Consider the following 14,124-nt stretch of genomic DNA (forward strand, 5'->3'; position numbering starts at 1 on the left):
TTACGGATTCACTATTTTTAGGGATTGTTCCGTTCTTCCCGGAGTTGTAATTTTGCTTAAAACAAAATTCATATTACCACATGACGAAGGAAAAAACGAAAAGATATCATGAATACATTAAAAAAACTTCAGCAATACATGGGTAATCGAAAAGCACTTTTACCCGTATCCATGACATTATCTGCCCTTAGTGCACTGACAGGGATGTTGCCGTATATACTGATCTGGTTTATCGTAAGAGAATTACTCGTCCCTGGTGAAACTATCGTATCCGACAACACGACAACTTACGCGTGGTGGGCTGTTGGTCTGGCCGTGGGTAGCGTGATTCTTTACTTTGCAGCCCTGATGGCCTCGCATCTGGCTGCGTTCCGTGTCGAATCCAACCTGCGTCGCGAAGCCATGCATAAAATCGTACACATGCCTCTCGGTTTTTTCGATAGCAACACCAGCGGACGCATCCGCAAAATTATTGATGACAACGCGGGAATCACCCACAGTTTTCTAGCCCACCAGATGCCCGATCTGGCTGCCACGTTCCTCGTCCCTCTCGTTGCGGCCATACTCATCTTTTCATTCGACTGGCAACTCGGCCTTGCCTGCATACTTCCCGTCATCATATCCATGGCCGTGATGGGATTCATGATGGGTACAAAAGGGCGGCAATTCATGCAAAACTACATGACTGCCCTTGAAGAAATGAACACGGAAGCCGTGGAATACGTGAGAGGAATTCCCGTGGTAAAAGTTTTCCAGCAAACCATCTACTCGTTCAAAAACTTCCACAAAAGCATTCAAAACTATAATAAGATGGTATTCGGCTACACCCGAATGTGGGAAAAACCCATGTCATTCTACACCGTCATTATCAATGGTTTCGTGTTCTTTCTAGCCCCGTTGGCCATCCTATTGATCGGACACGCGGGAAACCCGACACCGGTACTGCTTAACTTTTTCCTATTCGTTCTCATTACTCCCGTCTTCTCGCAAAGCATCATGAAAAGCATGTATTTAAACCAAGCCCTAGGACAGGCTAGTGAGGCCATCGGACGTCTCGAAAACCTAGTTTCTTACGAAAGTCTCCCCGTCCCGCCCTCCCCTAAACCATTAAAAGACTTCAGTATTCAATTTAATCGGGTATCATTCCGCTATCCGGGAACGACACAAAAAGCGATAGACGGGATCAGTTTCAAGATTCCCCAAGGAAAAAGAGTGGCCCTCGTCGGAGCATCAGGTGGAGGCAAAACCACCTTGGCCCGACTCGTCCCCCGCTTTTGGGAAACCACGGAAGGAGAAGTGATGATAGGTAACATCAACGTGAAAGATATCGCCCCGAACGAATTGATGCGAAATATATCATTTGTATTCCAAAACACGAAATTATTCAAAACGACCTTACTCGAAAACATTAAATACGGCAACCCCACTGCCACACTACCCGAAATCGAGAAAGCCGTGGACATGGCCCAATGTCGGGAAATCATCGATAAACTTCCCCTGGGACTAAACACGAAAATTGGCTCGGAAGGGACATACCTTTCCGGAGGAGAACAACAACGTATCGTACTAGCCCGAGCCTTCTTGAAAAATGCTCCCATCATCGTACTCGACGAGGCTACCGCTTTTGCCGACCCGGAAAACGAACACTTGATACAACAAGCCCTGAAAGAATTGACCAAAGGAAAAACCGTGCTGATGATCGCTCACCGCTTGTCGAGCATAACCGATGCCGACAATATTCTGGTCATAGATAAAGGAAAAGTAGCAGAACAAGGAACACATGCCAAATTAATCCAACAACAAGGAATTTACAATCACATGTGGAACGAATACCTGCAATCCGTTCGCTGGACCATAGGAAAGGAGGTCACCCATGCTTAACACTATAAAAAAACGTTTTGCCCTTTCGACACAAGGAGCGAAAGACTTCTGCAAAGGAACATTTTTCACCGTTCTGCTTGACATCGCGCTGATGTTGCCAGCCGTTTTCGTATTCTTGTTTCTCGAAGACTATCTCCGTCCGGTATTTACTCCATCGGCATCCGTAACACACGACATTCTCTATTACAGCCTTCTAGGAATTTTCTTCATGATCGTCATGTACATCATCGCCGTTTTACAGTATCGTGCCACCTACACCACTGTCTACGATGAAAGCGCCAACCGACGGATCTCCTTGGCTGAAAAACTGCGTAAACTACCTTTGGCATTTTTCGGGGAGAAAAACCTTTCCGACTTAACCGCCACGATCATGGACGACTGCACGGATTTGGAACACACGTTCTCTCATACCGTCCCCCAACTGTTTGCCTCGCTCATCAGCCTGTTACTGATTGCTATCGGAATGGCTTTCTACAACTGGCAACTAACCCTCTCCCTATTCTGGGTGGTCCCATTGGCTATAGCCATTATCCTCATCTCGAAAAATGCAATTTTCAAAAGTAACAAAACCAATTATCTGAAAAAACGAGCCGTAACCGAACATATACAGGAAGGGCTGGACACGATTCAAGAGATTAAGTCCTACAACCAAGAACGTGATTACCTGGAAAAACTGGACACGAGAATCGATTCCTACGAAAAGATATTGACTCGCAACGAATTAACCCTCGGCATCTTGGTAAACGGTTCTCAAAGTATCCTGAAACTCGGGCTGGCAAGCGTGATCATCGTGGGGGCCGACATGCTGGCAAACGGTAGTATCGACCTGTTCACTTACTTGATATTCATGGTGATCGGTTCACGGATTTACAACCCGTTAAATGAAGTCATGAACAATCTCGCTGCCTTGTTCTATCTGGATGTCCGTATCAACCGGATGAATGAAATGGAAGCACTCCCCATCCAACAAGGAGACACGAACTTTAAACCTGAAAATTTCAATATCGAATTCCGAGAAGTTGACTTCTCGTATGAGCAAGGTAAACCCATCTTAAATAAAGTTTCTTTCACGGCAAAACAAGGAGAAAAGACGGCTCTGGTAGGCCCATCCGGTAGCGGTAAAAGCACCGCTGCCAAACTGGCTGCCCGTTTTTGGGACATACAATCGGGAAAAATAACCTTAGGTGGACAGGATATCAGTCGAATCGATCCGGAAACCTTGTTGAAAAACTACTCCGTTGTGTTCCAAGACGTGGTTCTTTTCAACACCTCCATCATGGACAACATTCGTATAGGGAAACGGGATGCCAGTGATGAGGAAGTACTACGTGCCGCACGGCTTGCCCAATGTGATGAATTCGTCTGCAAGATGCCTAAAGGCTATCAAACCATTATCGGAGAAAATGGAGAAACTCTATCCGGTGGAGAACGCCAGCGTATCTCGATCGCCCGCACCCTGCTGAAAGATGCCCCGATCATCCTGCTTGACGAGGCCACCGCCTCCCTCGACGTGGAAAACGAAACCAAGATTCAAGCCGGGATATCCGAACTCGTACGGGATAAAACAGTACTGATTATCGCCCACCGGATGCGTACCGTGGTCAATGCCGATAACATAATCGTACTGAAAGACGGTCAGGTAGTGGAAAGTGGATCGGCAGAATATTTGAAAAAGCAAAAAGGAATATTTGCAAAATTACTCCACCCGATTAACTTATAATAAAAACCTAGGGAAATCCTACTGAAATACTAGGGAAATAATCCCCCTTATTCGTTGCTCAACCAACGCGCATACGTTGCTCAACCGTTCCGGAACGGTTGAGCTTCGGGTGGACTTCAAATGATCTCTGGGTAAGTGGGATTATTGGGGTTTGTTTACTACTTTATTTGGGTAAGATTTGAGTAATAATACGGAAGTAAATTTGCATAACGATTCTGCTCATGCTTTATTCCGGAATTGTAAAACATGTGGTACTTGGAAAATGTACAGGTGTATCCACCATAGATTCAATCTTTCCCACCTCCTTTTGCAGTCTTTTTACAAACATCTATTTTAGTAACTTTTGTTTTCCCTTCTTTTCCAAGGCGACTTGAGAGCTATTGTCAAATATAATTTGGGAGATAAAATGTTTATCTTTGTAAAGTTAATTTGACAAATGGTTGGCTATGGAATTGAAGAAAATAATTGAATCAAAATCATTTAGTTTTGATTATGATCGATATGCTAGAAATCTTGATTTTCCAACTTCTCTTGTAGTATATCTTGAGACTGTTTTTTCTCCAAATCTGAATAGAGTTATTCAGAAAAACTTGCCTACTATTGAAAAAATATATGCAGATGCAGGTAAAACTTTTGTGTATCTTCCAGCCCTTTTACTGGAGATGACGGATTTGTTACCCTATTTCAAGCCTCTTGCGGTTATTGATGAAACAGTCACAAGTCAGAATATAACGCCGATCGTTACTACCAAATTATTTGCAGAATTGAATATTTCTACGGATTGCCAAGGAGGGATGCTACTTACTCGGACAGGTAATGGAAATACAATGACGCTTACACCGTTGATGGTGAAAGGTTTTACAATGAAAGCATTTTTAATAGAGCATGCGTCATTATCTAAAATTTGGGATAATCGTAAATATAGTACGGTTCTTACCGATGATAGATGGCCTGATATGGATGATACCCCATCCAAGGATCCGGAACTACATTTTAATGAAGATATTGCACGCATTGTTTCTGAAATTGATGAGAGAATACGTTATTTGAAAGAGAAGGGATTATTCCATTTGCTCTCCGAGACAATTGCCCCCATGCTGTTGCCACAACTGAGTCGTTTGCATATTACCGATGATTACAGGATATTCCTTCCCGATTATCGGAATATGGAAATAAAAATGAATCCTTTGTCCAAGACGGTATATTTCCTTTTTCTGTGTAATCCTTGGGGTATTTCCCTGAATAGTTTATCGTATTATCATTGTGAATTGACAGAAATCTATAGATTGGTGTCAGGACGGAGCAATTTAGATGATATGGCCGAAAGCATTAGACGTTTGGCTGACCCGTCCGACAATTCTATCTACGAGAAATGTTCACGTATCAAGCGAGCCTTTTTACAAGATTTGTCGGATGATATTGCAAAAAACTATTATGTTTTCGGAGAAATCAATGAACCTAAACGCATCTCCCTTTCTCGTTCATTGGTCGAAATTCCCGATGCATTAAAAAATATATCTAATGATCAGCGAATTACAAGACAAAACATGGATATAATATCGGCTCTGATAAAAGGAATACCTAATATATAGATATTATTAAACTTTTGCAAGTCTTGCAAAAAATATAGATGAAAACTGTTATACGCTATCTTTGTCTGCTGATATAAACAGTCAATCTTAGATTTAATTAAAAATTATTTTATAACTTTACGCATATGTAAAATTTCAGTTTTTATACCACCTCTAAGCAAGAAGTGGTATAAAAGCAAAAGGTGGAAAAATAACGAAATATTTAAACATTAATGAATAGTGAAAATATTTTTGATATTTGGCGATTCTTAGGAAAGGGAACACCTTTCATTGTAAGAAGGAATGGATGGTATCATCTTTCGTATATGGTAACAAAAGTAAAACCCAAAGGATATTATGGAGAAGCCTATGGATATAGATTAACTGATGGGAAACCAGAGAATGGTAATACCAATGAAGAAATCATTGAATGCTGTGGTTGTGGAAATTGGGAACTCATTGAAAATCTTATAGAAAACATTGATGAACTAAAATGGAATTGTCTTGATAAAAATAACAACTTGACCTTTGGTAAATATAAGGGAATGAATGCTGAAGAGGTGAAGTCTAAGGATGAAGAATATTTTAAATGGGCGTTGATAAATATTGGAGGTTTTAACGAACTTCTCTTCGCTAGGAAATATAATGTTTCATTACAAGATTTACTTGCCACAAAGAAACAAATAAAAGCGGGATTGAATTTCTCTTCTGACGATTGGATAAAATCACCAGTAAAAAGCAATTTTGATTTTATCTTAGATCAATATAAATACGCTTGTTGGGCAAAACAAAAGGATATAAAAGTAGCAGTTAAAGAGATTGAAGAGTATTATAATCAAAATAAAATATAATTAAAAAGATATGAAACATGTTACATGTATGTTCGGTAAATTCATTCTACTCCACATTTAAACAATACTATCAGCAATTAAAAGCAAATGATTTCTATTCAACAGATGAAGAAATTTTGAAAAAAGTGCATGATAAAACTGAAGAAAAAATTAAAACAGAGATTTCTGTAGCAAAACGAGTTGCAGCCCATGTTGTAAGAGACATCTGATAGTTTTTTGTCCGATAGTAAGAACAACTGTCAGCACAAGTCTTGACTATTACAAATAAAAAATAGTATTCAACATTAAACCTAGATAATATGTTGACATTACACCAACGTACAGAAATAATTCGAGAGACGATAACCGAAAGAATGAAATATACTCCCCAGCCGGGGGATCTTTCCTTCTCTGAATTGAAAAACTGTCCGGAATTATTAATATGGGGGTTTCCAGAAGGGACGATTTTTAATATAGTGACCTCCTATTATCTATATTTAAAACAAGGATATACTGCTAAAGATGCAATTTGTGAAATTGAAGCATTGGAGGAAAATCGAGGAGATATCTTTCCAACAAACACTTTGACTGAATATGTCAAATATCGATTACAAAAAGAGCACGCTCCATTTGTTTATCTTTATTCTGAAGAATTGCTACACTCATTTCAAAACCTTATAAAGAGGAATTTGCAGATTTACGAATGCGAGGTGTTTGAGATGGATTTGCAAGATAGTGAAACTTTAACAAAATCTACAGACACGAATACGGAACAAGTTAATACACCCCAAGATGATTCACTTACATCCAAAGACATTAAAATACCCTTAGCCATTATCATTTCAATCATAATAGGGATACCACTATTCTGCTATCTAGACAATGTGATAAAAGAAAAAATGGAATTTAAAGATATATATTCCGAACGTACATTAGTGGATTTTATACATAAATATCCTAACAGCAAATATGATACAGACGAAATTTGTAACAGTTTTTTAAATACTGCAATTGAAGGTGGCATACCTGCATTGAAAGTATTCATAACTAATTTTAAAGATGCAGGAAAATTCTCAGAACAATACAAACAAGCAAGTTTGAAATTAAAAGATTTATGTGAGCAAATGTTTGCAAAATGTTTAAGTATTAACACTATTGATTGTTGGGATGAATTCATACAATTAAAGCCACCTTATTTAATAGGTGAAGCGCAAAAACAAAGAAGTCAATTAAAAGATGAACTGATGATGGACAAAATACATAAAGTTGCTTCACATAGCGAATGTATGTCATTATTGCATTCTCTTGATTTCGAGGAAAAAAAATATACACCAATATTAAAGAAAAAATGTGTAGATTTATATGTAAAGGATTTTTTGCAAAAAGGAGAATATGCTTCAATAGCAAAACTCTATTCTATAAATAAATATGATATAACTTCATCAACCATTGTGTTCATTAATAATATGTACTACGATTTAAGTGTATGCTATAGTGGAAAAGTATCTGCAGAAATCATCGTTAAAGCAGGAAAAAGTTTCAGTCTTACAATTCCTAATGGCAGTTATCAAATAGTTGTAGTAACAAAGTTAAAAGGGAGTCCATCTGTATACGGATATAGGGATATCTTAGATAGAGAAGAAGCTTCTCCAGAAGATTTATTACTTCAAAAAATTTTTGTTGGAAGTATAAACGTAAATGGCGGTCTATATAAAACAACTTACCCTATTCCCTCCCCAAAAAACAATGTGTTTAAACCTTCAAATACATTCAATTCCAATAATTATTGGCCGTACAACTTTAGAAGAATACCATAATTAAACTTAAAATAAAAACATCATGTTTGCAAATACTTGGAACAACATCATTACTTGGTTTAAAGATCGGAGTGAGCGGGCGAAACTCATCAGAAGTTTTAATGAGTCGGCACGTCATGCTTTTATTAATGGGATTGCGCCCAGCCTTTTGAAAGCGAGTATGTCAAAAGGTGACAGTGCTTTTAAGCATCAGTTTTCAAGCTGGTTAAACAGCGGTTTTCGGATACAAGTATTTACGGGAAGAGTCTTGACAAGGGCAGAAATTATAACCATCGGCAAGGTGATTCTATCTGACGAAACCCTTGTGCGGAAGTTGGTGATATTAGGTTGGGACACACTTGAAGTGCATGGAGACAAAGGGACTTATGGCTGCAAATGGCAATTGAAAGACTTTATTTTACTTCCTGAATAAATTATTAGGTTTATGGATACAACAATACAAGATTCTTTGAATATAATGGCGCAACATACACAGAATAACGTATCAGACGGCAGAGTTGATTGGTGGATGTGGATAGCGATAGCGGAATTTGTTATTTTGCTTATTCTTGTTTTAAGCAAAAAGAGTTTGCCCAAGAATGAAAGGCTGCAACGCTTCAAAAACGAAAGCATGAATCATGAAATAGATTTCAACAACACCATCAGCAGTGCTTTTCATGCAGAGGAACTTTATGATGAGTTGAAAGTCAAATGCCATCCGGACCGTTTCCCGATGAACCCGGAGAAAAGCAGAACGGCAGAAATGTTCTTTCAAGAAATCACGAAAAACAAGCATAACATGAAAAGATTGCTTGAGTTGAAAGAACAAGCAAAACATGAATTGAATATAAACTTTTAAGACATAGTCCTATGAAACAATAGATAAAATCTATATCCCATCTTAGAACTGATAAGCAATGAAACGAATCATCACAACATTTTTGTACCTATCATTGTGTTGTCTCTTTCTTCACGCCGAGAGAGACAACCACATCCACGGAACACTGGAAAAGCAACCGGAATTTATAACCGGATTCAAATATCTTCCTCCCGGATTCGAATGCTTTGCAGACATGTTTAAATATAAGGTCATAGATTTCCCCGGTTTCTCGAAACAAGACACCCTGTATTTCAAAAAATACACGCAACCCATAAACGGTTACATGGTCAAGGAAATACATGCACTAAACGATGATTGCTGTAATGCGTATGTCTTATGTTTTGAAAAAGGGAACAAAAAATTCTTTGTCGGAGGAGATGGTTACAGACATGCAGAGATATGCACGAAAAACAAAGCACACACGATCGACAGCATGGATTATGAGGGAGTTCCCGGCGGAAACATCATTACCCCCCACTCCTTTAAACTCTTGAAAGAATCGCGAGACAGTCTTTGCCTCAAGGCCTACAACTTGCATTTTGATTCCGCCAAAGAATATATAGACTACGGAAATTCTACGCATCTTACTTTTTGTTTCATCGACATAGATGTGGACGGGAAAGACGAATTGATTATCTTCTCTCCTTATTGGGGTACTTGTGGATTTCGAATCTATGATATACGGGAAACTTCCCGAAAAATTCAATTAAAATCCATCTCGAAAGAAAAATTAGACCAAGCAATACGACTTTTAATCGCACCGAAAGAAGGTGTTCTTCTTTGTTGGTGGAGGAACTGTATCTATAAATACAAAATTCTTAAAAATGCAGCCCGTTCAATTATCAAACTCAAAGAGGTTGACAATGTGTGGTCCGAAATAACTGATCTTTTCCTGTCCTATACTATAGAAGAACCAGAACCGTGAGCCCCAAAATCACACTTGTGGTGCGAATTACACAAAGAAAAATCCCAAAGAACTAATTTTCAATTCTTTGGGATTTACTTTTGCGGTCTGGACGGGACTCGAACCCGCGACCCCATGCGTGACAGGCATGTATTCTAACCAGCTGAACTACCAGACCAAAATATTTTCAAAAAAAGCGGTTCGGACGGGACTCGAACCCGCGACCCCATGCGTGACAGGCATGTATTCTAACCAGCTGAACTACCGAACCAAATTTAAAACAACCTCTGTTGTTTCCGATTGCGGGTGCAAATATAGCCTTTGTTTTTAATTCTACAATGATTTTTACGCAAAAAAATTCATGACAAACCATTTTTCCCATCATTTCAATAAATCAAGATTAAAAAACTATATTTGCAATAAATAATAGCCATATCATGCAACAACCAAAAGAATACTATCAAACACAAATAGCACACCTTATCATACTCCTGAAAAAACACAAGCAACAACGAAATGGAATCACGCTCGCGAAAGTGACCTTGTTCTTGTTAGCCATATATTTCATATATACTTTCGCGAACACGGGATTCACGCCTTATCTCGTAGCTTTTATTGCAGCTATTATACTATTCGTCATCACGAATATATTCGAAACCAAGTTATTAAAAAAGATACAATTCCTACATAAACTTGAAGAATGTTCCCGTGTAGAGTTAGAGTATCTTGCAGGAAACTTTAAAAATCTCCCGACAGGTGAAGAATACAAAGACCCGACCCACCCTTACGCTCACGATCTTGATATATTCGGGGAAGATTCCCTTTTCCAATCCGTCAACCGCACGGTTACCCCTCACGGGAAAGAAAAGTTACGGGAATGGTTGCTCCACCCGCTAAAATGCAAACAAACCATCCTTGAACGCCAACAAGCCGTTGAAGAATTTGCCCGCCATCCGGAATGGTGTCACGTTTTCCGGGCTAAGGGCAACAGCCAGCGCATGACCCATGTGGACATGCAACAAATCGAACAATGGCAACAAGAACAAGTCGGGCTACCTCGCTGGACTCTCCCCTTCCTGTATATACTGCCGGCATTGACGGTCTCGGCTTGGATATTATACATTGCCTCCGTACTCACATTGAACATCCCGTTATTCCTCTCCTGCGTGTCTCTTTTTTGTAGCTACCTACCGGCTCAAAAAACATTGCGGACGCACATGCGACTGGATGAATTCACCCGTTCATTCAGCAACCTGCACGAACTGATCGGACACTTTTCCTCGTTTACCTGTTTCTCCGTCAAATTACAAACATTACATCAACAACTGTTCAACGAAACATACAACGCGGACGAGGCCCTACGTTCCCTGCATAAAATACAGGAAAGTTTCGACCAACGCTCCAACGTGGTGGTTGCCATGTTCATGAACGGGCTTTTCATGCGGGAATTACACCTCATTCAGCGTCTTGTAACCTGGAAACGTCATTACGCCAATGCCATCCCGATCTGGGTGGAAATCACGGGTGAACTCGACGTGCTGGTCAGCTTGGCCAACTACAAGTATAACCACCCCGATTTCATCCATCCCACTCCCGGTGACAACCTGCTTTTACGAGGTACATCAATCGGGCATCCCCTCCTACCTGCTAATGAATGCGTAACCAATGATTTTGAGGTCGCCCGGTTACACGAATTCCATATTATCACGGGAGCGAACATGGCCGGAAAATCCACCTTTCTGCGTGCAATCGGGGTAAATCTCGTACTTGCCTGTTGCGGGGCTGTTGTTCGGGCTGAAAGTTTTGAATTCCAACCCATGGCCCTCTTTACCAGCATGCGCACCGTTGACAATTTAGCCAAAGGAACCTCTTATTTCCATGCCGAATTGCTCCGCCTGCAACAACTTGTTCACATGGCACAACAGGAAGAACGCCTGTTTATCATTTTGGACGAAATACTGAAAGGCACGAACTCCCGGGACAAATTAAACGGTTCCCGTCGTTTCCTTCAAAAATTACTCACGCTACCTGTTGCCGGACTTGTTGCCACGCATGACCTCGAACTGGGAGAACTCGCCAACACGCTGCCGGACAATTTCTTCAACCGATGTTTCGAAATCACGCACACGGATGACGACATTGCCTACGACTATAAACTGAAACCCGGTATCAGTCAGAACATGAATGCCTCCATCCTGCTTGAAAAAATGAAACTCGTGTAAGAATGATTATCCGAACCTTCCTCTCTCTTTTCCGTTTAACACGGTAAAACAGGAAGATATGAAAACAACCATTCTAATCACGTTAGTTTTATCCATCACGCTTTTCCAGGAATGTAAGGACAAAAACCAAAATAAGACCGCAAATTTATCGGACAGCACGTTTGCCGCAACACCTACTGTTACCAACAATTATTACTTTGCCGGAGAATACCTGTTCCAAGCGAACAAAGCGACTTTGAAGGATCGAGCCACGGGGACCACTCTCATCATTAACAACGGGGAAATAGCAAGCGAACTGGAAAAACAATATTTAGCATTAAAACTGCCTGACGGCAAGCACGTCAGTGTTCAACTACTCGGACATCTCTCTCCGGTGAATGAAGTTGAACATACCTCCCCGAACCACCTTACCATTACCCAAATCATCAGTCTACACCCCGGAACAAACACTCGTGCACCACAACTCACGGGAGAATACATAACCTATGTTCCCAACAATATCAAACCAACGGAACGATTCACGTTCTCACTACATCCCGACTACACCTACACGTTCCGTATTTATAATCTTGGTGCAAATTCCTCCCGTGATGCTACCGGGAAATGGTTCCTCTTAAACGAAAATGAAATCCAATTCTCCAATAATATTCTCACGAGTTTCACCAACGAGGCCTTTATCAATGACGATGGGACACAGCTAACCTTTAAGCTTAGCAAAAGAATTTATTATAAACAAGAATAAAAAAATGGGCTATTCACACCTTGTAAAATCGAATAACCCATTTTCCTTTGTCTTTTTATCCGCAATAGAAGTATTTATGTACGAGTTCCATGATCTTCGCCTCATCATTTCCTAAATCCTGACGTAACGTTTTATCATCAAACTTCTTCAAAGCGGCAATTAAACCATCAATCAAGCCGGGAGCAAACACCCCGTACTTTTCGAAATTTGCACGTTGTTTTTCCAGACATAACGCGGAATCATAACAAGACGACGGTAAATGACTCAAGCGATCAGCGACTTTCTTGTTCGCCTCATCAAATATGTTAACATCGACATAACGGTCTTTCGCGTATTGCAAGGCATTCTCCATTTCAAACCCATGACGTGCGGCAACCGCCAATCCGGCAATCAACAGGTACACATCGGCCGAGCCATCCGGACAACGGAATTCCACCGTCTGCTTACCGCTAAAATCCCGATCTTCCACTTTTTCCAAGGGGTTCGCATCGCGTAACATATCACTCGCGCCACTCGTCCATCCCAACGGCACGCGTACCAAAACCGAACGATTACGATCACCCCAGCAAATATTCGTGGGAGCCTCTTGATGAGGTACCAGACGGAAATAGGAGGTCGGGTTCGTGTTTCCGAAAGCCGTTAACGAGGGTGCCAAATCCAAATATCCGGCAATGGCTTTGAGCGCGTGATCCGTTAGCTTGCCATTCTCGATCATCATATTCTTATCCCCCTTTTTCAAACGGGTATGGATATGCAATCCACTCCCGGCTTTACCAACCGTGATTTTCGGGGCAAATGTCAAATCTACGCCAAACTGGTAAGCCAATGTTCTCAAAATCCACTTGGCAATGATTAACTGGTCGGCAGCATCTTCCATCTTCGTGGGCAGGAATTCGATCTCGTTCTGTTCGTACATCAAATCTCCTTTCGTGAAATTACCCACCTCGGAATGCCCGTATTTAATCAATCCTCCGGTTCCGGCAATATACTTCATTGCCAACGTGCGCAAATCCCGTCCTTTATTAAACGGAGTAGATTCATGATACCCTTTTTGATCAGAAGCCAGGAACAAATCCTCTTTTTCACTCACCACGTAATACTCCAATTCTCCCATGACCTCGTACTCCATTCCCGTCACTCGCTTTAGAGCCTCATGAGCCTTCCGCATCGTGTACTCCGGTGACAACTCCAACGGTTTCCCGTCCTTCGTGTAAAAACTACAAAGGATATCTACCGCCGGAATCTCGCTGAATGGATTCAGGAAAGCCGTGCGATACCGGGGCAATACATACAAGTCACTTGAACCCGCTTCAATATACGGGAATAGACTGGAACCATCCACCCGCTCACCACTCGTCAAGATATTATCCAGATGCTCGAGACTATTGATAATAAAATTCAATGTTTTTAATCGTCCGTCCGCTCCGGGATATCTAAAATTGATCATCTCAATCCCATTCTCCGTCACGTAACGAATGATGTCTTCCTTAGTAAAATCTTTAGCATCTTTCTCTAAGAAACGAACTAAAGCATGAGGATTCAATGCATATTTTGAATTCATATTTTTTTATTTAATAG

12 protein-coding genes and 2 tRNA genes are annotated in these 14,124 nt (G+C 40.6%); 11 read left to right on the forward strand and 3 right to left on the reverse strand.

Going from position 1 to position 14,124, the window contains the following annotated elements; all coding sequences use genetic code 11:
• Positions 1-108 precede the first annotated feature (108 nt).
• The 9 genes from D8S85_RS06785 to D8S85_RS06825 all read left to right on the forward strand — a co-directional run bounded on the left by D8S85_RS06785 (position 109) and on the right by D8S85_RS06825 (position 9,603).
• The gene (locus D8S85_RS06785) at positions 109-1,881 is read left to right on the forward strand and encodes an ABC transporter ATP-binding protein (RefSeq protein ID WP_106480049.1); all 1,773 of its coding nucleotides are present in this window, start codon (positions 109-111) and stop codon (positions 1,879-1,881) included.
• Positions 1,874-3,601 (forward strand): ABC transporter ATP-binding protein, encoded by a 1,728-nt coding sequence (locus tag D8S85_RS06790; protein ID WP_106480050.1) that lies wholly within the window; start codon positions 1,874-1,876, stop codon positions 3,599-3,601. Before D8S85_RS06785 ends, D8S85_RS06790 begins: the two co-directional genes overlap by 8 nt.
• 446 nt (positions 3,602-4,047) lie before the next feature.
• Positions 4,048-5,193, forward strand: a complete 1,146-nt coding sequence (locus D8S85_RS06795) for a hypothetical protein (protein ID WP_106480051.1) — start codon at positions 4,048-4,050, stop codon at positions 5,191-5,193.
• A 212-nt stretch (positions 5,194-5,405) separates the two neighbouring features.
• Positions 5,406-6,023 carry a hypothetical protein gene (locus D8S85_RS06800; protein WP_106480052.1) on the forward strand — a complete coding sequence of 206 codons (618 nt, stop codon included), beginning with the start codon at positions 5,406-5,408 and terminating at the stop codon, positions 6,021-6,023.
• 17 nt (positions 6,024-6,040) lie between these two features.
• Positions 6,041-6,232, forward strand: coding sequence for a hypothetical protein (locus tag D8S85_RS06805; protein ID WP_106480053.1), 192 nt, complete (start codon positions 6,041-6,043; stop codon positions 6,230-6,232).
• A 90-nt stretch (positions 6,233-6,322) separates the two neighbouring features.
• Positions 6,323-7,819, forward strand: coding sequence for a hypothetical protein (locus D8S85_RS06810; protein ID WP_127074904.1), 1,497 nt, complete (start codon positions 6,323-6,325; stop codon positions 7,817-7,819).
• A gap of 22 nt (positions 7,820-7,841) precedes the next feature.
• Entirely contained in the window at positions 7,842-8,231 is a 390-nt protein-coding gene (locus D8S85_RS06815; RefSeq protein ID WP_106480055.1) for a hypothetical protein, read from the forward strand.
• A gap of 12 nt (positions 8,232-8,243) precedes the next feature.
• Positions 8,244-8,657 (forward strand): molecular chaperone DnaJ, encoded by a 414-nt coding sequence (locus tag D8S85_RS06820; RefSeq protein WP_106480056.1) that lies wholly within the window; start codon positions 8,244-8,246, stop codon positions 8,655-8,657.
• A gap of 58 nt (positions 8,658-8,715) precedes the next feature.
• Complete coding sequence (locus D8S85_RS06825; RefSeq protein ID WP_106480057.1) at positions 8,716-9,603, forward strand: hypothetical protein; 888 nt, start codon at positions 8,716-8,718, stop codon at positions 9,601-9,603.
• Between the two features lie 83 nt (positions 9,604-9,686).
• Here the strand turns inward: D8S85_RS06825 and D8S85_RS06830 are convergent.
• Both D8S85_RS06830 and D8S85_RS06835 read right to left on the reverse strand, forming a co-directional pair.
• Positions 9,687-9,760 (reverse strand) — tRNA-Asp (locus tag D8S85_RS06830).
• 19 nt (positions 9,761-9,779) lie between these two features.
• Positions 9,780-9,853, reverse strand: a tRNA-Asp gene (locus D8S85_RS06835).
• Between the two features lie 166 nt (positions 9,854-10,019).
• Here D8S85_RS06835 and D8S85_RS06840 point away from each other — a divergent pair.
• Together D8S85_RS06840 and D8S85_RS06845 are read left to right on the forward strand one after the other, a co-directional pair.
• Entirely contained in the window at positions 10,020-11,804 is a 1,785-nt protein-coding gene (locus tag D8S85_RS06840) for a MutS-related protein (protein ID WP_127074905.1), read from the forward strand.
• A 58-nt stretch (positions 11,805-11,862) separates the two neighbouring features.
• Positions 11,863-12,546: a hypothetical protein gene (locus tag D8S85_RS06845; RefSeq protein WP_106480059.1), complete on the forward strand. Its 684-nt coding sequence runs from the start codon at positions 11,863-11,865 to the stop codon at positions 12,544-12,546.
• 55 nt (positions 12,547-12,601) lie between these two features.
• On the opposite strand, the gene D8S85_RS06850 is transcribed toward D8S85_RS06845, so the two are convergent.
• Entirely contained in the window at positions 12,602-14,107 is a 1,506-nt protein-coding gene (locus D8S85_RS06850; RefSeq protein WP_106480060.1) for a glutamine synthetase family protein, read from the reverse strand.
• Between the last annotated feature and the right edge of the window lie 17 nt (positions 14,108-14,124).

Origin of the sequence: Butyricimonas faecalis, from assembly GCF_003991565.1 — a bacterium.
Lineage (GTDB): Bacteria > Bacteroidota > Bacteroidia > Bacteroidales > Marinifilaceae > Butyricimonas > Butyricimonas faecalis.